The 19729-nt window shown below is 65.1% G+C and carries 20 protein-coding genes and 6 pseudogenes; 9 read left to right on the top strand and 17 right to left on the bottom strand.

Translation table 11 applies throughout. From position 1 onward, the window contains the following. The first annotated feature begins 28 nt into the window (after positions 1–28). Positions 29–439, top strand: a complete 411-nt coding sequence (gene msrB / locus QP181_RS14835; RefSeq protein ID WP_056419196.1) for a peptide-methionine (R)-S-oxide reductase MsrB — start codon at positions 29–31, stop codon at positions 437–439. Positions 440–483: 44 nt separating this feature from the next. Beyond that, the gene (locus QP181_RS14830) at positions 484–2676 is read left to right on the top strand and encodes a transglycosylase domain-containing protein (protein WP_443027549.1); all 2193 of its coding nucleotides are present in this window, start codon (positions 484–486) and stop codon (positions 2674–2676) included. Here QP181_RS14830 and QP181_RS14825 read toward each other — a convergent pair. Genes QP181_RS14825 through QP181_RS14815 form a run of 3 tightly spaced genes read right to left on the bottom strand, consistent with a single transcriptional unit; the run spans position 2560 to position 4353 of the window. Continuing rightward, positions 2560–3324, bottom strand: coding sequence for a M48 family metallopeptidase (locus QP181_RS14825; protein ID WP_333929028.1), 765 nt, complete (start codon positions 3322–3324; stop codon positions 2560–2562). The two genes, QP181_RS14830 and QP181_RS14825, sit on opposite strands and share 117 nt — an antisense overlap. Before the next feature lie 4 nt (positions 3325–3328). Then, positions 3329–3763: a YcgN family cysteine cluster protein gene (locus tag QP181_RS14820; RefSeq protein ID WP_133020171.1), complete on the bottom strand. Its 435-nt coding sequence runs from the start codon at positions 3761–3763 to the stop codon at positions 3329–3331. Beyond that, on the bottom strand, positions 3760–4353 hold the full coding sequence (locus QP181_RS14815) for an SCO family protein (RefSeq protein WP_333929027.1): 594 nt from the start codon (positions 4351–4353) through the stop codon (positions 3760–3762). Before QP181_RS14815 ends, QP181_RS14820 begins: the two co-directional genes overlap by 4 nt. Before the next feature lie 79 nt (positions 4354–4432). On the opposite strand from QP181_RS14815, the gene QP181_RS14810 reads away from it, so the two are divergent. Beyond that, the gene (locus tag QP181_RS14810; protein ID WP_333929026.1) at positions 4433–5041 is read left to right on the top strand and encodes an ankyrin repeat domain-containing protein; all 609 of its coding nucleotides are present in this window, start codon (positions 4433–4435) and stop codon (positions 5039–5041) included. Positions 5042–5173: 132 nt separating this feature from the next. Here the strand turns inward: QP181_RS14810 and QP181_RS14805 are convergent. The 12 genes and pseudogenes from QP181_RS14805 to QP181_RS14750 form a co-directional block, all read right to left on the bottom strand. Beyond that, positions 5174–5670, bottom strand: a pseudogene (locus tag QP181_RS14805) (MmcB family DNA repair protein). 209 nt (positions 5671–5879) lie between these two features. Further along, positions 5880–6515, bottom strand: a complete 636-nt coding sequence (locus QP181_RS14800; protein WP_333929025.1) for a cell wall hydrolase — start codon at positions 6513–6515, stop codon at positions 5880–5882. Positions 6516–6665: 150 nt separating this feature from the next. After that, positions 6666–6803: a DUF1491 family protein gene (locus QP181_RS14795; RefSeq protein ID WP_333929024.1), complete on the bottom strand. Its 138-nt coding sequence runs from the start codon at positions 6801–6803 to the stop codon at positions 6666–6668. Further along, positions 6800–6991, bottom strand: coding sequence for a DUF1491 family protein (locus QP181_RS14790; protein WP_333929023.1), 192 nt, complete (start codon positions 6989–6991; stop codon positions 6800–6802). The genes QP181_RS14795 and QP181_RS14790 overlap by 4 nt, the downstream gene beginning before the upstream one ends. Then, positions 6988–7455: a PaaI family thioesterase gene (locus QP181_RS14785; protein WP_332755975.1), complete on the bottom strand. Its 468-nt coding sequence runs from the start codon at positions 7453–7455 to the stop codon at positions 6988–6990. Before QP181_RS14785 ends, QP181_RS14790 begins: the two co-directional genes overlap by 4 nt. A gap of 119 nt (positions 7456–7574) precedes the next feature. After that, positions 7575–8042 (bottom strand): PTS sugar transporter subunit IIA, encoded by a 468-nt coding sequence (locus QP181_RS14780; protein WP_333929649.1) that lies wholly within the window; start codon positions 8040–8042, stop codon positions 7575–7577. Positions 8043–8174: 132 nt separating this feature from the next. Continuing rightward, positions 8175–8756 (bottom strand): annotated as a pseudogene (gene hpf, locus QP181_RS14775) (ribosome hibernation-promoting factor, HPF/YfiA family); the annotation flags it as partial. Further along, positions 8756–9508, bottom strand: a complete 753-nt coding sequence (gene dnaQ / locus QP181_RS14770; protein WP_333929022.1) for a DNA polymerase III subunit epsilon — start codon at positions 9506–9508, stop codon at positions 8756–8758. The pseudogene hpf and the gene dnaQ, both read right to left, overlap by 1 nt. A 15-nt stretch (positions 9509–9523) precedes the next feature. Continuing rightward, positions 9524–10097: pseudogene (gene coaE, locus QP181_RS14765) on the bottom strand (dephospho-CoA kinase). Beyond that, positions 10094–10906: a shikimate dehydrogenase family protein gene (locus QP181_RS14760; protein WP_333929021.1), complete on the bottom strand. Its 813-nt coding sequence runs from the start codon at positions 10904–10906 to the stop codon at positions 10094–10096. Before QP181_RS14760 ends, coaE begins: the two are co-directional and overlap by 4 nt. 179 nt (positions 10907–11085) lie before the next feature. After that, positions 11086–11676, bottom strand: a complete 591-nt coding sequence (locus QP181_RS14755; protein ID WP_333929020.1) for a Maf family protein — start codon at positions 11674–11676, stop codon at positions 11086–11088. Then, entirely contained in the window at positions 11673–12506 is an 834-nt protein-coding gene (locus QP181_RS14750; RefSeq protein WP_248524226.1) for a pyruvate, water dikinase regulatory protein, read from the bottom strand. Before QP181_RS14750 ends, QP181_RS14755 begins: the two co-directional genes overlap by 4 nt. A gap of 418 nt (positions 12507–12924) precedes the next feature. Between QP181_RS14750 and hemE the strand changes: the two are divergent. The 4 genes and pseudogenes from hemE (at position 12925) to QP181_RS14730 (ending at position 16856) form a co-directional block, all read left to right on the top strand. Next, a pseudogene (hemE, locus tag QP181_RS14745) lies at positions 12925–13883 on the top strand (uroporphyrinogen decarboxylase). Then, positions 13880–14341, top strand: a complete 462-nt coding sequence (locus tag QP181_RS14740) for a CopD family protein (protein WP_333929019.1) — start codon at positions 13880–13882, stop codon at positions 14339–14341. The pseudogene hemE and the gene QP181_RS14740 overlap by 4 nt, the downstream one beginning before the upstream one ends. A gap of 309 nt (positions 14342–14650) precedes the next feature. Beyond that, a pseudogene (gene rho / locus QP181_RS14735) lies at positions 14651–15908 on the top strand (transcription termination factor Rho). A gap of 228 nt (positions 15909–16136) precedes the next feature. Then, positions 16137–16856: a TerC family protein gene (locus QP181_RS14730; RefSeq protein WP_333929648.1), complete on the top strand. Its 720-nt coding sequence runs from the start codon at positions 16137–16139 to the stop codon at positions 16854–16856. Positions 16857–16971: 115 nt separating this feature from the next. Here QP181_RS14730 and QP181_RS14725 read toward each other — a convergent pair whose 3' ends face one another. Both QP181_RS14725 and QP181_RS14720 read right to left on the bottom strand, forming a co-directional pair. Next, complete coding sequence (locus tag QP181_RS14725; protein ID WP_333929018.1) at positions 16972–17673, bottom strand: dienelactone hydrolase family protein; 702 nt, start codon at positions 17671–17673, stop codon at positions 16972–16974. Next, on the bottom strand, positions 17670–18182 hold the full coding sequence (locus QP181_RS14720; RefSeq protein ID WP_333929017.1) for a methylated-DNA--[protein]-cysteine S-methyltransferase: 513 nt from the start codon (positions 18180–18182) through the stop codon (positions 17670–17672). The genes QP181_RS14725 and QP181_RS14720 overlap by 4 nt, the downstream gene beginning before the upstream one ends. 14 nt (positions 18183–18196) lie before the next feature. Between QP181_RS14720 and QP181_RS14715 the strand changes: the two genes are divergently transcribed. After that, positions 18197–18430, top strand: a complete 234-nt coding sequence (locus QP181_RS14715) for a DUF6489 family protein (RefSeq protein ID WP_333929016.1) — start codon at positions 18197–18199, stop codon at positions 18428–18430. A gap of 7 nt (positions 18431–18437) precedes the next feature. Continuing rightward, positions 18438–19714: pseudogene (mnmE, locus tag QP181_RS14710) on the top strand (tRNA uridine-5-carboxymethylaminomethyl(34) synthesis GTPase MnmE). Positions 19715–19729: the final 15 nt, after the last annotated feature.

The raw sequence follows: 19729 nt of genomic DNA, 5'->3' as shown, positions 1-19729 counted from the left end.
CCGTCCCGCCAGCACGAGATGCATAGTCATGGACCAGCTAAATCTTTCCGAGGCCGAGTGGCGCAAGCGGCTCACGCCAGAACAATATCACGTGCTGCGCGAGGCGGGCACCGAGCGTGCGTTCGCAGGGGCGCTCAACGACAACAAGGCCGACGGCATCTACCGGTGCGCGGCGTGCAGCAACGAGCTGTTCGACAGTGCAGACAAATATGATTCCGGTTCGGGCTGGCCGAGCTTTACGCAGCCGATCGGCCCCGACGCCGTCACCGATCACGCCGATCGCAGCCACGGCATGACGCGCATCGAAACGCGGTGTGCACGTTGCGACAGCCATATGGGGCATGTTTTCCCCGATGGCCCGCCACCGACCGGCCAGCGCTATTGCATGAATTCGCTGTCGCTCGAATTCCGACCGCGCAAAGCGAACGCTGCGGCCTGATCGCGCTTGTAGGGCAGCAACGGAACGCGTAATTCTGCGGCCACATGGCCCGTACGCGTTCTGCTTCACCGTCCCGTCGGCCCCCGTCTCCCCCGGCGTCACGCTGGCGTCGGCGGTTGGTCGTCTTTATTCAGGTTTGCATAGGGGTAGGCCTGCTCGCGCTCGGCGCGCTGGCGATCGCGGTGTATGTCGCGATGTCGCAGCTGCCGAGCTTCGACAGCCTGAAATCGTCGCCCAACGGCCAGATGATCCGCGTCCATGCCGCCGACGGCACCGTGATCGTCTCGATGGGGCCGAGTTTCGGCGAATGGCTGCCCTATTCGCAGATTCCGCAGGTGATGCGCGACGCGACCGTGTCGGTCGAGGATCGCCGCTTTCGCTCGCATATCGGCATCGATCCGGTCGGCGTCGCGCGGTCGGTGAAGGTGCGGTACGATCGCGGCCACTGGACGCAAGGCGGGTCGACGATCACGCAGCAGCTTGCGCGCACCGTTTTCCTCAACAATCAGAAGAAATTCGGACGAAAATTCCGCGAGGCGATCCTGGCATTCGCGCTCGAATGGAAGTTTAGCAAGGACCAGATCCTCGAACTGTATCTGAACAAGGTCTATTATGGCGGTGGTGCCTACGGGATCGACGCGGCATCGCGGAAGTTCTTCGGCCACGGTGCGGATCATCTGAGCCTTGCCGAGGCCGCGGTGATAGCAGGCCTCGTGAAGGCGCCGTCGAATTACTCGCCGACCGCCGATGCCGAAGCCGCGGTGGGCCGCGCGGGCGTGGTGCTGGAGACGATGCGCGAGACGGGCGCGATCACCGCCGAGCAGGCCGCCGATGCCGATGTCAGCGGGCTTAAGCTTGCGCCGGAGCCCAAGCAGAACAGCGTCCGCTACTTTACCGACTGGGCGCTGCCACAGCTCGATACGCTGATCGACGAGACGACCGAACCGCTCGAAGTCTGGACCACGCTCGACCTGACGATGCAGCGCCAGGCCGACGATGCGATCCGCGCGAATGCACCACCCGGAGCTCAAGGCGCTCTGGTCGCGCTCGATCGTGGCGGCGAAGTGCGCGCGATGGTCGGCGGCAAGGATTACGTTTCGTCGATCTACAACCGCGCGACGCAGGCGGTCCGCCAGCCGGGCTCGTCGTTCAAGCTGTTCGTCTACCTCGCCGCACTCGAGGCGGGCCACAAGCCGGAGGACTCGATCGTCGACGAACCCGTCATGATACAGGGCTGGAGCCCGCGCAACGATTCCCGCCGCAATTCCGGCGCGGTCAGCTTGCGCACCGCGTTCGCCTATTCGCTCAACACCGTGGCGGCGAAACTCGGCCAGGAGGTCGGCTTCAACACGGTCGCCGACATGGCACGGCGCTTCGGGATCACCACGCCGGTCAACGTGCATCCGTCGATGGTGCTCGGCACCTCCGAAGTCCGCGTGATCGACATGACGCGCGCATTCGCGAGCGTCGCCAACAAGGGCGTCGCGGTGACGCCGTACGGGATCACGCGCGTCACTGCGAACGGCCAGACGATCTACACCCACGAGGTCGACCGCAGCCATGTGCTGGTCGCGCCCTATGTCGCGGCCGAGATGACCGACCTGTTGCAGACCGCGGTCAACACCGGCACCGGCCGCGCCGCGCAGATCGGCCGTCCGGTCGCGGGCAAGACTGGCACCACCACTGCGTCGAAGGATGGCTGGTTCCTGGGCTTTTCGAGCGGCATCACGACGGGCGTCTGGATGGGGCGTGACGATGCCAAGCCGATTGCCGGCCTGCACGGCGGCACCGCGCCAGCCAAGGCCTGGGCGGCGTTTATGAAGCCTGCGACCGCAAGCCGTCCGATCGAACAGTTCGATACGCAGGTGACGTTGCCCGAATGGCAGCTCGAACCCGACGAGCAGAGCTATTTCGGCCAGCCCGACAACGGCCAGATGGCGGTCGACGCGGATGGCAATCCGATCGAACAGGATGCGGCACCGGTCCCAACCGATGCGCAGACTGGCGACACGATCCCGCGGCCGGATGCGGATCAACCGGAAGCGCCGGTGACACCGCCGCAGCAGTTGAACCAGGACTGGATCGATCGCGTCACCGGGCGTGAGCGGCGCGATCCCTCGTCACCGGCGGGGCGCCAGCCGCTCCAGCGCGAAATGCCCCGAGACGGGCCACGCGATCAGGTCCAGACGCAGCGTTTCCAGAGCGATCGCCCTCAGGAAGACCGTCCAAACCAGTGAAGCTCCGCGCCATGCGAGCGTAGCCAGACGCGCGGGCGTCGGGTCTTCGCCGTAGAGCTGCTCGACCAGCGCGTGGAAGACCGGGGCGTGGTTCATGTGGACACGGTGCGCGACTTCGTGCGCGACGGTGGCCCGGCGGACCCAGCTTGGCGCAAGGATTAGGCGCCAGCTGTAGCGGATGACGCCGCTCGATGCGCAGCTACCCCAGCGGCCCTTGGCATCGCCAACCGCGACCTGCGCGACGCTGACCTTCGCCTTGGCGGCATATTCGGCGGTTTCGGTTTCCAGCACGGCGAGCGCGGTGCGTTTCAGCCAGGCTTCGACGCGCCGCGGGATTGTTTCAGGCGGGCCTGACAGCGACAGCACCGAGCCTTCGCGAACGACGGTGCGGCGGCTTCCGAGGGTCCATTCGATCGTCAGCGGTTCGTCAGCGACGGTGAGGACCGCACCGGGCACGAACGGACGCGGTGAGGGGAGCAAGGCGCGCTGTTCGGCGATCCAGCCCGCCTTGTCCTCCGCCCAGGCCAGTGCCTGCTTCAGCGCCGCGCGTTTGGGCAGGACGAGCTTTGCCCGGCCGCTCGCGGGATCGATCGACAGTCGCGCGCGGCGGGCTCGCGGGTGGCGGACGATCTCCAGGCCTTCGATCACCGTCTTAAAGCTCGCGATCGATCACGTGATATTCGAGCTCACCGGCCTCGTCCTCGCTGATCGTCCAGCCGCGGACCGATTGCTTGGCGCGGTGGACCGCCTCGCGGTCGCCGCAGACGAGGTAGTGCCATTCGGGCAATTGCTCGCCCGCCGCGCGTAGGCGGTACGCGCAGGTCGATGGCAGCCAGTCGATCCCGCGGACGTTGCCGGTCGTCAGCCGCACGCACTCGGGAACATAGGCGTGGCGGTGGCGATAATCGGAGCATTGCCCGCTGCGGCGATCGAGCAGGCGGCACGAGACGTTGGTCGCGACGAGCTCGCCGGTATCCTCGTCCTCGAGCTTGTGGATGCAGCATTTGCCGCAACCGTCGCACAATGCTTCCCACTGGCCGCGATCGAGCTGGTCGATCGGCGTGTCTTCCCAGAAGCGCGCGCTCATCGGGCCCAGCGCTTGATTTCCGTCACCACTGCGTCGGGCCCTTGTTCCTGCGGCAGCAAAGCGAGGGGCTTGCCGTCCGGGTCCATCAGATAGGCCTGGCGCGAGTGGTTTACGAGGTAGCCGCCACCCGGCGATGGGTCGCCCTTGCTCGAATACACCGCATATTCGGTCTTGATCTTCGCGATCTGGTCATCGGTACCGGTCAAACCGACCATCCGCGGGTGGAACGCCGAGACGAACTGCTTGAGCACCGCGGGCGTATCGCGCACCGGATCGACCGTCACGAACACCGGCACGATCTTGGCGGCGAGTGCAGGGTCGCTCGTCTCGAGCTTTTTCACCGCGGCGCCGATCGCCTGGACATCTGTCGGACACACATCGGGACAGAAGGTGTAGCCGAAATACATGATCCGGTATTTGCCGGCAAAGCTGCGCTCGGTGACGAGCTGCCCGTTCTGGTCGGTCAAGGTAAAGGCGCCGCCAATCCGCGCGCCTTCGAGTGGCGGTTTAGCAGGGGGCGCGGACGTGTTGCACGCAGATAACGCCAATACCGGCAGGGCGAGCGCGGAGAGGATGAAACGGATGTTCATGATGCCTCCAGCCTTGATCTGTTCGCTACTGCGGCGCAAGCGTTGCCCCATATCCAGGACGAACCAAGGAAGTTTCTCGATGCGTATTCGCCTGATCCTCGCTGCTACCCTTCTGACGCCTGCGCTCACCTGCGTCGCGGCGCCCGCGTTCGCGCAGGGTCAGTCGGAGGGGTACAAGTTCCTGTCCGCCGTGCGCGATGCGAAGAACAACGAGGTGCTGGAGATGCTCGGCAAGCCCGGTAGCAATATCATCAACACGCGCGACGTGACGAGCGGCGAGGGTGCGCTCCACATCGTCATCAAGCGCGGCGACGAGGTGTATCTGCGCTTCCTGCTGCAAAAGGGCGCAGATGCGAATTTGCGCGACGGCAAGGGCAATACGCCGCTGCTGCTTGCGGTGACGCTGGGGCAGACGGGCATGATCCCGATCCTGACTGCGGCAGGGGCGAACCCGAACCTGGCGAACTCGGCCGGCGAAACGCCGCTGATCCGCGCGGTGCAGCGCCGCGATGTCGGGATGATCCGGACGTTGCTGACCGAGGGAGCGGATCCCGATCAGGCGGATATCATGGCTGGCATGTCGGCGCGGGACTATGCCAAGCAGGATGGGCGTAACCCGATCGTTACTAAGATCCTCGCGGATGCGCCGAAGAAGGTGAAGAAGGCGGTGTCGGGGCCGAAGTTCTAACTTCTGATCCTCCCCGGGCAGGGGAGGTGGCTGGCTCTTGCCAGACGGAGGGGTGTTACGCTCTCGATAGCGCGCTAGCCCTCCGTCAGCCCTGCGGGCTGCCACCTCCCCTCATAGGGGAGGATTATGGGCCTAGAACGCCAACCCGTCCGCGTCCGGGTCCATCTGCGCGATCAGCCGCCGCGCCGCGCGCCGCGCGAACGCCAGCGTCCCGCGCTTGCGAATATGCGCGGGGAGGGGGTGGTATGCGCCTCGCGGACGATCGCCGCGTCATAGCGATCCGCAACGATGATCCCGGTCCGCTCCGGCAGAAAGGCGGATCCATGCAGCGGCCCGACATCGAACCCCGCCGGGACAGCCCAGAAATACCGGTCACAATGGCCGAGATAATCGGGCCACTTGCCGTCGCCGAGCAGGTCGGCGCGCGACACCTTGATCTCGACGATGACGATCTGCCCGCGTGCATCGACTGCCATCAGGTCGGCACGACGGCCGCCGTCGAGCGGGACTTCGGTCATCGCGGTCAGGTCGTGACGCAGTAACATCCGGATCACGCCGCGCGCCACGTCGGCAGCGCAAAGCGGCGATCCCGGTTCGTCGATGCAGGAGTCCGGCGGCATATCGAGCATGCCCCGGAAATAGAACAATCCGCGAACGAGGCAAGCTCATTCACGGACTGTTGTCTGGATCTCAGGGAAAACGCCTAGCCAAATCGCCTTCCCTATCCCGTTCGTGCTGAGCGAAGTCGAAGCACCTGCGTTCGGTGCACACCTTTCGACTTCGCTCAGGGCGAACGGGGGAAGGGCAAGGGGTAGAAGGTTGCTTGAGACGGATGGTCTCAGCGATAGAAGACGTGGTTGCCGATCGAGGCGACTTTGATAGCGCGGACTGAAGGACGTCGATCGGCGGTGTTGAAGTACAGCGCCTTGTCGGCCGGACTGTTCCACGCGCTGGCGAGCGCGACCTTGGCGACTGCGATCGCAGTGCGATAGGCGGCGCCGGCGTTGATATTGGGGATCTGGCCGCCGCGAACGAAGCTGAACTGGCCACGCTGCTTGACGACGCCGCAGACGTTGGTCGGGAAACGACCCGACTTGGCGCGGTTGATGATAACTTCGGCGACCGCGAGCTGGCCGGTCAGCGGCTCGCCCTTCGATTCGAAATAGATTGCGCCGGCAAGGCACTGGAGCGCTTCGTCGGCGGCGGCGCTATCCTGCGCGGCAACGGCCTGGGCGAGCGTGTCGAATTCTTCTTCCTCGGCAGCAGCGACCGGCTCGACTGCTGCAACGGTGGCTGCGGCGGGAGCGATCTGCGGAACATTCTGCGGGGAGAGGGCGTTTAGATTTGCGAGAGCGGTAAGATTGACCGTGGAACGATCGAGACCGGTCGCCTGACCGGGTGCGCTGTTGCCGAGCAGGCCGGCGAGAGAGAATGTCATGGCTGCGATGGTCGCGGCCCGCTGCAAAATCGTCATTCAAACTTATTCAGGTGCGGTTGGACCGTGGAAGCAATCGTACGAGCCGATCGTCCAGGCATCCCCCGACTGCGTAACCGATCCGGATCGCACCCGTCCGGCACAACGCCAATCAATGTTGCAATTCCCCTCTATTGGGGGGCTTTGGAGTCAATCGTCGAGGATCGTTTCAGCGGCGAACCGTTCCGCCGCTGCGATGTCCACCTCCACAACCCACAAATCGGGGTCGCGAGCACGCCTGCGCCGCCAATAGCCGTCGAGGTCTTCGGGCGGGGTCGAATCGATCAACGCAGTCCGTCCATCGGGCCCGATTCCGCGCTCCAGCAGGCGGGGAGGAGCCCCTTGTCGACCGCAATGACGAGGATCGCGCCGCCCTGCGCGTCGCCTTTCGCCATCACCGCGCCGAAGCCGCCGGCGCCGTTGACGCGGCGAAGGAGGGCGCTGACGAGCACACCGCTGGGCACCCTGCCGCTCATGCCGGCGCCCGGTATCCAGGCAGCCCGGCGAGAGGGATCCGCGAGCGCATGAACGTGCCGGTACCCCGCGCCGCCTCTTCGCCTTCCGCATCGATCAGCCGCGCGTCGGCGACGAACACACGTCGCTTGCCGCTGATCCAGCGTCCCTCGGCAATCACCGGCCCGACCTTCAGTGGGCGGGTGAGCAGCAGGTTGAACGCGGTCGTCAGCAGGAAACGATCGGTGACGAGGCTGTTCGAGGCGTAGAATGCGGCGTCGTCGAGCATTTTGAAATAGCTCGTCCCATGCGCCGCCCCGCCAGCGTGATAATGGCGTTCGTCGATCGTGAAGTGGATCCGCGCGACACCGGCTTCGGGGATCTCCAGCGAAGACTCGAAGAACCGATTGATCGGCGCCTGGGCGTAGAGCGATTCCAGCGCGCGGAAATGCGCGTCCGCGCCTGCAGTGTTGGGAGTGTCAGACATCTGCGTCGCTCGCGAACAGCAAACTACCGTTATCCTGACGAAAGTCAGGACCCAGAGCCACGAAGCGCATCGATCGGTTACTCTGGATCCTGACTTTCGTCAGGATGACGGGGGAGAGCTTAGGCGGCATCGCGGACCTCGTCGGCAGTGAACAGCGCGTAGAGCGCGTCGGGCGAGCCTGCACCGCGCAGCTTCTCGAGGAACGCCTTGTCGCGCAGCCGCCGCGAAACACGCGCGAGCGCCTTCAGGTGCACCGCCCCCGAATCGGTGGGGGACAGCAGCATGAAAACGAGGTCAACCGGCAGATCGTCCACCGCCTGGAAATCGACCGCCTGCGCCAACCGCACGAACACGCCGGTAACCTGCGCCAGCCCGTCGAGCTTGGCATGCGGGATCGCAACGCCACCACCGAACCCGGTCGAGCCGAGCTTCTCGCGCGCGCCTAGTCGTTCAGAGATCATCTTCGCATCCGCATCCACGATCTCGCCGGCGATGGCTGCGATATGTTGGAATACCGCTTTCTTGTTGGTGGCGATCACGCCCGTCTGCACCGCGTCGGGACGCAGCATATCGCTGAAATCGGTCATGGTCTTCATGTGTCTCGATACGCCCCCGCGCGCGTCCGCCTTAGCGGGTTGCGCGGGGGCGTAAAGGCGCAGGCGTGAGACCGGCGCCTTTATGGACCCTTCTTTACTGGGGAGGGAGGCCGCGCCGGTCGACGCGGCCCGCTGTGGCTCGACCCAACCGATTGTGCCGTCGCCGCGCTTGTAGACCATGTTGTGCGCGCCGGTACCCGCATTCTTGAACAGCAATGCCGCGGTGTTGCGCAGATCGAGCATCATCACCGCGTCGGACACGCTGGCCTCGGGAATGTCGACGCGCGTTTCGGCGATGATCAGCGGTGCATCTGCAACATCGTCCTCCTCGACGCTTTCCTGGAACAGCGTGTAGCCGGCGTTATCATAGCCGTTGCTCTCGGCCATTGCGACCGCTTCGCCGGCGTGGCGATCCTTCAGGCGGCGCATGTAGCGGCGGAGCTGGGTTTCGATCTTGGCCGCTGCACCATCGAAGGCGGCGCGCGCATCATATGCGTCGCCGTGTCCCTTGAGCACGAGGCCCTTCATCACATGCGCGACGATATCGCATTTGAAGCCGGCATCGTGCGGTCCCTTGCCGAACGTGACCTCGGCCGAAATGGCGCGTGAGAAATACTTGTCGGCGATACCCTGGAGTCGGTCTTCCACGTGGCTGTTGAGTGCTTCGCCCGTGTCAACCTGGTGACCAGAAATCCGGATATCCATTATCGTCTCCTTGTCGGCGTTACAGTCTCGAGCGGTCCTGTTGGCTCCACTCTGCCAGCGTCATCCGGACGCCACGGCCCCCAAATCGGATCCTTGATCCCCTTCATAAACGCTGCATGGGCCGCAAGGTCTCCCTCGCTCACCGCGAAAACACGCGGCGGACGAACGACCCGAGGCGCCTGTGCGACGATCGGAGTCGACGCGTTGCTGCCGATGTCACTGAGCAGCCCGAGGCCGATCTGCCGGCCGCCCATCAGCTCGACATAGACCTGCGCGAGCAACTGCGCGTCGAGTAGCGCGCCGTGGAGCACGCGGTGGCTGCGATCGATCCCGAACCGCGAGCAGAGCGCGTCGAGCGAATGCTTGGCGCCGGGGTGGCGGCTGCGCGCGATCTGCAGCGTGTCGACCATCCGTTTCATGTGGATGATCTGGCGGCCGCATTTGGTGAGCTCGCCGTTGAGGAACGAGAAGTCGAAGCCGGCATTGTGCGCGATCATCGGCGCATCGCCGACAAACTCGAGCAGGTCGTCGACCGCGTGCGCGAATTTCGGCTTGTCGGACAGGAACTGCGCGCTCAGCCCGTGAACGTTGAATGCCTCGACCGGCATGTCGCGCTCGGGGTGGTAATAGGCGTGGAAGGTGCGCCCGGTCTCGACCCGGTTGACCATCTCGACGCAGCCGATCTCGACCATGCGGTCGCCCCCGGAAAAGCTGAGGCCAGTGGTTTCGGTATCGAAGACGATCTCACGCATCCCGATGGTATCGGCTCAGATTTCCAAGGATGCAAGCACCGCCCGGACTTGCGCGCGTGTTGCGTCGAAGCTCGTATCGGTGTGGACGACATGGGCCGCGCGCGCGTTTTTCCGCATCGGGGGTCTGGCGGGCGAGGATAGCGGCAAGCTTCTCCGCGGTCATGCCGGGGCGGGCGAGGACACGCGCACGCTGGACGTCGGGGGCGGCGGAGACGACGACGATCAGGTCGACGTTGCGGTCGCCGCCGGTCTCGAAGAGGAGAGGGACGTCGAAGACGACGTGTTTGCCCGCGTGCTTAGCGAGGAAAGCGCCGCGCTCCTCGCCGACGGCGGGGTGGACGATCGCCTCAAGTCGCTTGATCGCGGCGTCGTCGCCGAACACCGCTGCGCCGAGTTTCGCGCGATTGATCGCGCCGTTCACGGTCGAGCCGGGGAAGGCGGCCTCGATTGCGGGGACCAGCCGGCCACCGACGCCCTGCAACCGATGCACGGTTGCATCCGCGTCGAACACGGGCACGCCTTCGTCCGCGAACATCGCGGCGACGGCGGACTTGCCCATGCCGATCGAGCCGGTCAGTCCGATGATCATTTGATCAACAGAGTCCGAAGATCCTCGTCTCGATCCCGCGGTGGTTCCACGTGGAACAATATCTCGAACGCGACCGCCGCTTGGCCGATCAGCATCTCCAACCCGTCGACCGTTTCCAGATCGCGCGCACGCGCCGCCTTGAGCAGACCTGTTTCGAGCGGGGAGTAGACGATGTCGTAGACCAGCGAGTCCGGATCGAGTGCGCCGAGATCGATGTCGAGCGGCGGCTGACCCGCCATGCCGAGCACGCTGGCATTGACCAGCAACCGCGAGGGCGGGGCGGCAGGACCGATCGGCAGTGCCTGCCCCTTGAGCCCGAACGCCGACAGCAACGCCGCACCCTTTAGCGGATTGCGGTTGAGGATCGTCACCGGGCCAACACCCATCCGCGACAGCGCGAACAGGATCGCGCGGGCGGCACCACCTGCGCCGATCACCGTGACGGGCTGGCCGGCGATGTCGAGGTCGTCGATCGGTGCCCAGAATCCGGCGGCGTCGGTATTGGTGCCGATGCAGTCGCCAGCCTGGTTGCGGAACACGGTGTTGATCGCGCCGATCGTCCCTCGGACGTTGCCGGGGTCGGAGACGTGGTCGAGCGCGGCGAGCTTGTGCGGCATCGTGATGTTGCACCCGCGCCAGGCGGGGTCGGCCTTCCGCTCGGCGAAATAGGCAGGGAGGTCTTCAGTGGTCACGAGCTTGTGGCGGTATTCCGCGTCGATCCCGAGCGCGTCGAGCCAAAAGCCGTGGATCAGCGGCGATTTCGACTGTGCGATCGGATCGCCGATCACTTCGGCATAGGGACGGGTCATGCAAGGCTCCGGTGAACTCGGTTTAGTCGTTGTATTCACATAAATAGGCACGCCACGCTCCCCGTCATCCCAGCGAAAGCTGGGATCTCCCCGTTTGGCGGGCGTCGTCCGCCTCGGGAGAAAGCCCAGCTTTCGCTGGGGTGACGGACGGGGGCGGGTGCAGCGTAGAGAGCGTGTTTCTAAGCCGGCAGTTCGCCACGCACGCGCAGGAAACCGAGCACGTTCAACAGCGGCATACCAAGCACGGTGAACTGGCTGCCCTCGATCTTGGCGAATAGTTGCGCCCCCGGGCCCTCGATCCGGTAACAGCCGACGCAGCCGGAAATCGCCGGCCACTCCGCATCGAGGTAAGTCTCGATAAACGCCTCCGATAGCGGCCGCACATGCATCTTGGCGCGCTCGACATGCCGCCAGATCGCCTGCCCGTTCTCGACGATCACCGCGGCACTCCAGAGATCATGCCGCCTGCCCGACATCAGACGAAGGTGTTCCGCCGCGTCGGCCCGGTCGATCGGCTTGTCGAGGATCGTGCCATCCTCCAACGCGACTAGCGAGTCGCTGCCAAGCACCAGATACCCCGGCATCCGCGCCGACACCTTCAACGCCTTCAGCTCCGCCAACGCATCGGCGAGGTCGCGCGGGGAAAGGTCGCGCAACGCCGCCTTCGCCGCATCCTCGTCCACACCCGCGAAGGTCGCTTCGAACGGCACCCCCGCAGCCGTAAGCATCGCCCGACGCGACGCACTCTGCGAAGCGAGGATCAGGCTCATGCCTCCACCTTTGCGACGTCGTCGCTGCGCCGCTGGTTGCACAGGGCAATGATCGCCGCCGCGGTTTCCTCAATCGAACGCCTGGTGACGTCGATCACCGGCCAGCCATTGTCGGCGAACATCCGCCGAGCAAAGGCGAGTTCGCGCATCACCGCTTCCTCCTCGACGTAGGACGTGTCGGGCTGTTGGTTAAGCGACAGCAGGCGGTTACGGCGGACCTGGATCAGCCGGTCGGCGCTAGTCGTGAGGCCGACGATCAGCGGGTTCTTCAGGCCATAAAGGATCTTCGGCGGCGGGCTCTCGACCACGATCGGAATATTCGCCGTCTTGTACCCGCGGTTGGCGAGATAGATCGAGGTGGGCGTCTTCGAGGATCGCGACACGCCCGCGAGGACGATATCGGCCTCTTCCCATTCCTCCCACGCGATCCCGTCGTCATGCGCGATCGTCCATTGGATCGCATCGACGCGCGCAAAGTAGGCGGCGTCGAGCACATGCTGGCGCCCCGGCCGGGCCTTCGCCTGCTGGCCGAGCAACCCGGACAGCGCATCGTTCACCGGGTCGAGCGGTGCCACCGCGGGCAACCCCAACGCCAGGCACCGTTGCTCCAGGATCCGCCGCGTCGCGGGGTTCACCAGCGTGAAGATCACCAGCCCCGGATTCTGCGCGATCTCCTGCAGAATGCGCTCGAGATGCGCCTCGGTCCGGACCATCGGCCAGAAATGGCGCACGGTCTCGACGTCGTCATATTGCGCCAGCGCCGCTTTCGCGATGTTCTCCAGCGTCTCGCCGGTCGAATCCGACAGCAGATGAAGGTGGAGCCGCATCATCGGCGTTCTATCCCCAGCGGGCGGGTCCGTGGGTGTGGATCTGTGGGTAACATGGGGAGAACGGCTAGCGTAACTCGTCCCCCTCGCCAAGCGACCCTCGCGCCGTGGATAACAGCGATACTATCCACACGCTCGCGCACAGCCGCTGATTTTGTCCACAGGCTGTGGGTAACGGGGAGCCTTGAATCGAATCAGCGCGTTTGTGGCGGTGCGAGCGGGTCAAGCTGTTGGCAATTCGGGGATCACCGCATAAGTCCCGGGTTCAACCGCCCAACCACTGCAACAACCTATTTCTAGAATCTTCTTATAGTAGAAGAAGGGTGCTCCGCTGACCGATCCGACCCCCATTACGCCTGCCTTCAAGCCGCTCCTGGCGACTCTTCGCGGAGAGCGTCAGGCCGTGCCGCCGCTGTGGCTCATGCGGCAGGCGGGGCGGTATCTCCCCGAATATCGCGAGCTGCGCGCGGAGAAGGGCGGGTTCCTCGCGCTCGCGACGGATCCCGACGCCGCAGCCGAAGTCACGCTGCAGCCGATCCGCCGATTTGGGTTCGACGGATCTATCCTGTTCTCGGACATCCTGATGATCCCGTGGGCGCTCGGGCAGGATTTGAGTTTTGGGGTCGGCGAGGGGCCGCGGCTCGAGCCGGCGCTGGTCGACCATGCGCTCGATCGATTGCAGCCGGTGATGGGGCGGCTGGAGCCGGTCTACGGCACCGTCGCGAAGGTCGCCGCTGCCTTGCCTCCCGAGACGACGTTCCTGGGCTTTGCGGGGTCTCCCTGGACGGTCGCGACCTATATGGTGGCGGGGAAGGGCTCTAAGGATCAGTCCGAGACGCGGCGTTTCGCGTATCGCGACCCCGAGGCGTTCGGTGCGATCATCGATGCGATCGAAGACAATACGGTCGAGTATCTCGCGCGACAGGTCGAGGCGGGCGTCGACGTGGTGCAGCTGTTCGATAGCTGGTCGGGTTCGCTCTCGCCTGCGCAGTTCGAGCGCTGGGTGATCGCGCCGACCGCGTCGATCGTCGAGCGCCTGCACGAACGTTGCCCCGGCGTGCCGATCATCGGCTTTCCGAAGGGGCTGGGGGCAAGCTTCCGGCTTACGCGCGCGAGACGGGTGTCGATGCGATCGGGCTGGACGAGACGGTCGATCCGGTCTGGGCGCATGCGTCGCTGCCTGCGGACATGCCGGTGCAGGGCAACCTCGATCCGCTGGCGTTGATCGCGGGTGGGGCGGATCTCGATGCGGCGATCGACCGGATCCTGGCGGCGTTCGTCGAGCGCCCGCACGTCTTCAACCTCGGCCACGGCATCCTCCCCGACACGCCCATCGCGCATGTCGAGCAGCTGATCGCCCGCGTAAGGAGCACGACATGAGCGGTTTTCTCGGCGCTGCCTATGACTGGGTGAAGGCGGCGCATCTGATCTTCGTGATCTTCTGGATGGCGGGGCTGTTCATGCTGCCGCGCTATCTCGTGTATCATCAGGAGGCGTTGGCGGCGGGCAACACGACCGAGGCGGCGAACTGGGTCGAGCGCGAGAGCAAGATCCGGCACATCATCCTGACGCCGGCGATGATCGTCGTCTGGGTGCTGGGGATCGCGCTGGCGTTGAACCTCGGGCTGGCGGACGGCGCGCCGGGGCTGGGGTGGCTGCACCTGAAGCTGGTGCTGGTGCTGATCTTGTCGGGGTATCATGGCTGGGCGGTCGGCTATGCGAAGAAGCTCGCCGCGGGGAAGCCGACGCTCACCGGCAAGCAACTGCGGATGCTAAACGAGGTCCCCGCGCTGGGGGTGACGCTGATCGTCGTGCTCGCGATCGTGAAGCCGTTCTAACCTCCTGATCCTCCCCCGCCAGGGGGAGGTGGCACCGGAGGTGACGGAGGGGGAGGCACACGCGACAGCCGTTGCCGTTTGCTCCCTTCCGTCTGGCGAGGGCCAGCCACCTCCCCTGGCGGGGGAGGATTGAAGGGCCTCTCGTCCCCGCTTGACTAACCCGCCCCCCAATTCTAACCCCTGCTCCCAACACGGCCTCCTGGCGTCCTGCCCGGTCGTGGGTTCCAGTAGACTCGTCTCGCCCAGTTCCGCTTCCCAAGCGCACCGCCGACCGAGCGTTCTCCCGTTGATTGCTATCCGGAAATCCCCATGCATCTCAAAGACCTGAAGAAGAAGAAACCCGCCGAGCTGGTCCAGCTGGCCGAGGAACTGGGGGTCGAGAGCGCCTCGACGCTGCGCAAGCAGGACCTGCTGTTCGCGATCCTGAAGGTGCAGGCGGATAATGGCGACCAGATCATGGGGCTCGGCACGATCGAAGTGTTGCCCGACGGCTTCGGCTTCCTGCGCTCGCCGGAATCGAACTATCTCGCCGGTCCCGACGACATCTACATCTCGCCGAACCAGGTGCGGAAGTTCGGCCTGCGCACCGGTGACACGGTCGAGGGCGAGATTCGCGGGCCGAAGGATGGCGAACGCTATTTCTCGCTGGTGAAGCTGACTGCGGTCAATTTCGATGATCCCGACGTCGTCCGCCACCGCGTCAATTTCGACAACCTCACGCCGCTCTATCCCGAGAGCAAGCTGACGCTCGATCCCGCCGACCCGACCGTCAAGGACAAGTCGGCACGCGTGATCGACATCGTCTCGCCGCAGGGCAAGGGCCAGCGTACGCTGATCGTCGCACCGCCGCGCGTCGGCAAGACGGTCATGTTGCAGAACATGGCCAAGGCGATCACCGACAACCACCCCGAGGTGTTCCTGATCGTCCTGCTGATCGACGAGCGCCCCGAGGAAGTCACCGACATGCAGCGCAGCGTGAAGGGCGAGGTGGTCAGCTCGACCTTCGACGAACCCGCGCAGCGCCACGTGCAAGTCGCTGAAATGGTGATCGAAAAGGCCAAGCGTCTGGTCGAGCACAAGAAGGATGTGGTGATCCTGCTCGACTCGATCACGCGTCTCGGGCGTGCCTACAACACCGTCGTGCCGTCGTCAGGCAAGGTCCTGACCGGTGGTGTCGATGCGAACGCGCTGCAGCGTCCGAAGCGCTTCTTCGGTGCCGCGCGCAACATCGAGGAGGGTGGTTCGCTCTCGATCATCGCGACCGCGCTGATCGATACGGGCAGCCGCATGGATGAGGTGATCTTCGAGGAGTTCAAGGGGACCGGTAACTCGGAAATCGTGCTCGATCGCAAGGTTGCGGACAAGCGCATCTTCCCGGCGCTGGACGTCGGCAAGTCGGGCACGCGCAAGGAAGAGCTGCTGGTCGACAAGGCCAAGCTCTCCAAGATGTGGGTCCTGCGCCGCATCCTGATGCAGATGGGCACGATCGACGCGATGGAGTTCCTGCTCGACAAGATGAAGGATCTCGAAGACCAACGAGAATTTCTTCGACAGCATGAATCAGTGATCGAATGCGGCCCGCTGCACGCTGCAACGGGACTCGCATCGATCCGGCCGGCGGGGCAGGGCCCCGACCGACGACATGGGCTTTGCCCATGTCCGGCCAAGCAAAAGCGGCACGCGAGAGCAATGGCTTTCGCGTGCCGTTTCGCTATTAAACGCCCTATAATCCGTCACCATCGCTCGCCGCTGGTGACCCACGTCACCGGGAGCTGACATCTTGAGTATCATCGCCATGCTGGCCGCCGCCGCATCGAGCACCGCGGGCCCCGGCTCGCCGCTGGAAATCTGGCAGCATATCGTCGCCGACTTCTCCAACCTCGGCGACCCGAAGGCGCTTGCCGCGTTCGGATCGGTCCTGATGATCGACCTCGTCCTCGCGGGCGACAACGCGATCGTCGTCGGTGCACTCGCCGCTGGTCTCCCCGCCGACCAGCGCAAGAAGGTCATCCTGATCGGCATCGGCGCGGCGCTCGTCCTGCGCATCTTCTTCGCGTTGATCGTCACGTGGCTGATGGGCATCGTCGGGTTGATCTTCGCGGGCGGGCTGCTGCTGCTCTGGGTGAGCTGGAAGTTCTGGCGCGAAATCCGCGAGGGCGCGGAGAACGCCGGCTCCGATGAGATCGAGGGCGACGAGCGATCGGGTATCCGCTCGTCGAAGGGCTTTGCGAGCGCTGCCTGGGCCGTCGCCGTCGCCGATGTCTCGATGAGCCTCGACAACGTCCTGGCGGTCGCCGGTGCGGCGCGAGAGCATCCTGGCATCTTGGTCATCGGCCTGCTGCTGTCGGTCGCGATGATGGGCCTCGCCGCGAACTACATCGCGCGCGTGATCAACAAGTATCGCTGGATCGCGTATATCGGCCTCGCAGTGATCCTCGTGGTCGCGCTGAAGATGATCTACGAGGGCTGGGTCGGCACCGGCGAGACGCTCGGGATCATTTCGCTGCTGCGCTGATCGCGGGGGCAGTTGGGATAAGAGGGAGGCCTCGCCGGAACCGTCCGGCGAGGCCTTTTTCATGTCTGTCGTCGGCGCCCGTCACCCCGGAACACGGGTGACGGGGAGGGCGTGGTTAGCCCAGATTCTCCGCGAAGAACTTCGCCGTCCGCTCGTCTGCCAGCTTGGCCGACGCATCCGACCGCCGCTCGCCGAACTCGGTCGCGAAGCCGTGGTCCTCTCCCGCGTAATCGTAGATCGTCACCTTCGGGTGATCGTCGAGCCCGGCGTGCATCGCTGCCTGCGCAGCCTTGTCGACGAAGTGATCCTCCTCCGGCACGTGCAGCAGCACCGGGTGTGCGATCGCGTGCTTTTCGCCGAGCAAGCCGTCGATCCCGACGCCGTAATAGCCGACGCTTGCATCGACGTCGGTCCGTGCCGCGGTCATGAACGCCAGGCGCCCGCCGAGGCAGTAGCCGACCACGCCGACCTTGGCGTCGTCACCGAGCTCCGACCGTACCGCGCGGAAGCTCGCCTCGATATCGGCGATACCCTTGTCCTGGTCGAACTGTCCCATCAGTCCGAGCGCACGATCCATCTCGGGCTTGATGTCCGGGTCGAGCTCGATGCCCGGCTCCAGTCGCCAGAACAGGTCGGGCGCGATCGCGAGATAACCGGCCTCGGCGAGCGTATCGCACTTGCGGCGGATCCCGGCGTTCACGCCGAAAATCTCCTGGATCACGACGATCGCCGCCTTTGGCGTGCCCGCCGGCGTCGCGCGATACGCGGTGAATTCGCCATCGCCCGCGAGCGTGGCGATCTTGGTAGTGTTCGTCATAACAGTCCTCCTGGCGGCCGCTCGTGGTCGAGCAGCCGGGATTTGGTGATCGGGCCTTCCCCCGCGGAGTACGCACCAAGCGCTCCGCCGGCTCCAAGGATTCGGTGGCAGGGGACGATGATCGGAAAAGGATTGCGTTCGCACGCCTGGCCGATCGCGCGTGGACTGGAGCCGATCGCCTTGGCGAGCGTGCCGTAGCTGGCGGTCTGCCCGTAGGCGATGTCGACGATTGCCTGGCGGAGGTCGGCACCGCGCGGGGTAGGGGACAGCGCAAGTGGCAGGTCGAACACGGTCAGCCGTCCGGCGAAATACGCTTCCAGTTGGCGGAGTGCTTCGAGGATCGCGGGGGCATCGCTTGTCGAAGCATCCTCCACGCCGATATCGATCGCGTCGATCCGGTCCCCGGTGCCGGTCACCCGGACCAGACCGATAGGCGTTGCGATCGAGGCGGCATCGCGCGCATACATTCCCCCGCTATGCAGCGCCGCGATGGACCGCTCAAGCGTCATCGAGGGTGCGTCACATGAAGATGAATATCGAGATCGAATGCACCCCCGAAGAGGCGCGGCGAGCGGTCGGGCTGCCCGACCTGACGCCGATCCACGACCGCTATATCGCGATGATGATGGAGGCGATCCCGGACGGTCAGATCAAACCCGAGATGCTCGAATCGATGATGCGCGGTTGGCAGCCGATGGGCGAGGCGGGGATGGCGATGTGGAAGCGCCTGTTCGACAGCGCGACGAAAAGCGGCTGAGTTTCCCGTGAAGACGATTTTCGCGGTATCGAGCGGACGGCCGCCAGCGGCTATCGCCGTCGTTCGCGTGAGCGGGGCCCAGGCGTTTGCCGCGGCCGAGGCGCTGGCGGGACCATTGCCGGTGCCGCGCCATGCCAGCCTCCGGGGACTGCGGGACGCAGATGGCGCGCTTCTCGATCGTGCACTGGTGATCGTGTTTCCGGGACCGGGGACCGCGACCGGCGAAGACCTGGTCGAGTTTCACTGCCACGGCGGTCGTGCGGTGATCGCTGCGGTCGAGCGTGCGTTGTCGGAGATGCCAGAGTTGCGGCACGCCGAGCCTGGGGAGTTCACACGCCGTGCTTTGATCAACGGGCGGATCGACCTGACCGAGGCGGAGGGGCTCGCCGATCTTCTCGAAGCCGAGACCGAGAGCCAGCGCGTCGCGGCTATGACGGCGGCGGAGGGTCGGGTGAGCCAGGCCGTTCGCGGTTGGATGGACTCGGTCGCCATGCTGTCCGCGCGGATCGAGGCGATGCTCGACTTCGCCGACGAGGACGACGTTGCGAGCGATACTGCCGCGTTCGATGCGATCGTCTCGGAGATCGCCGCGCTCGCTGCGCAGATCGAGGCGGTGGTCGATGTCCCGCCGGTCGAGCGGCTGAAGGACGGCCTGCGCGTGGTCATTGGCGGTCCGCCCAACAGCGGCAAGTCGACGTTGCTCAACCTGCTCGGCGAGCGCGATGCGGCGATCGTGTCGCCGATCTCGGGAACGACACGCGACCGGATCGATGTGCCGGTGATGCGGAACGGTGTCGCCTATGTGCTGACCGACACCGCGGGTTTGATTGACACGCTCGACCCGATCGAGGCGATCGGCGTCACGCGTGCGGAAGGTGCGATCGCCGCGGCGGACATCGTGATGTGGCTGGCCGATACCGCGCCGCCCCGCGCCGATGCGATCTGGATTCATGCGCGCGCCGATTTGCCGGGGCGGGGAGAGTTGCCTTCCGGCCGGACATTGGCGGTCTCGCAAAACGACCTGGGATCGCTCGATGCTCTTTGGGGGAACTGCATCGGCGAGCGATTGCGATGCTGCCGCGTGGCGATGAGATCGCATTGAAGCAGCACCAGCGCCGGCAGTGTGGTTCGGCGGTCGAGGCTCTTCGGTATCGAAGCTCGGATGCGCTTATCGTCGCGGAACACCTTCGACAGGCTCGCGCGATCCTTGCTGGCGTGCTTGGGCTCGACGCAACCGGGGAGATGCTCAACGCGTTGTTCGGACGTTTCTGCATCGGTAAGTGATGTTCCACGTGGAAC

Origin of the sequence: Sphingomonas sp. LR55 (assembly GCF_036856015.1) — a bacterium.
Lineage (GTDB): Bacteria > Pseudomonadota > Alphaproteobacteria > Sphingomonadales > Sphingomonadaceae > Sphingomonas.
Note: the sequence above shows the minus strand (reverse complement) of the source record. Positions and strands in the feature narration are given on the sequence as shown.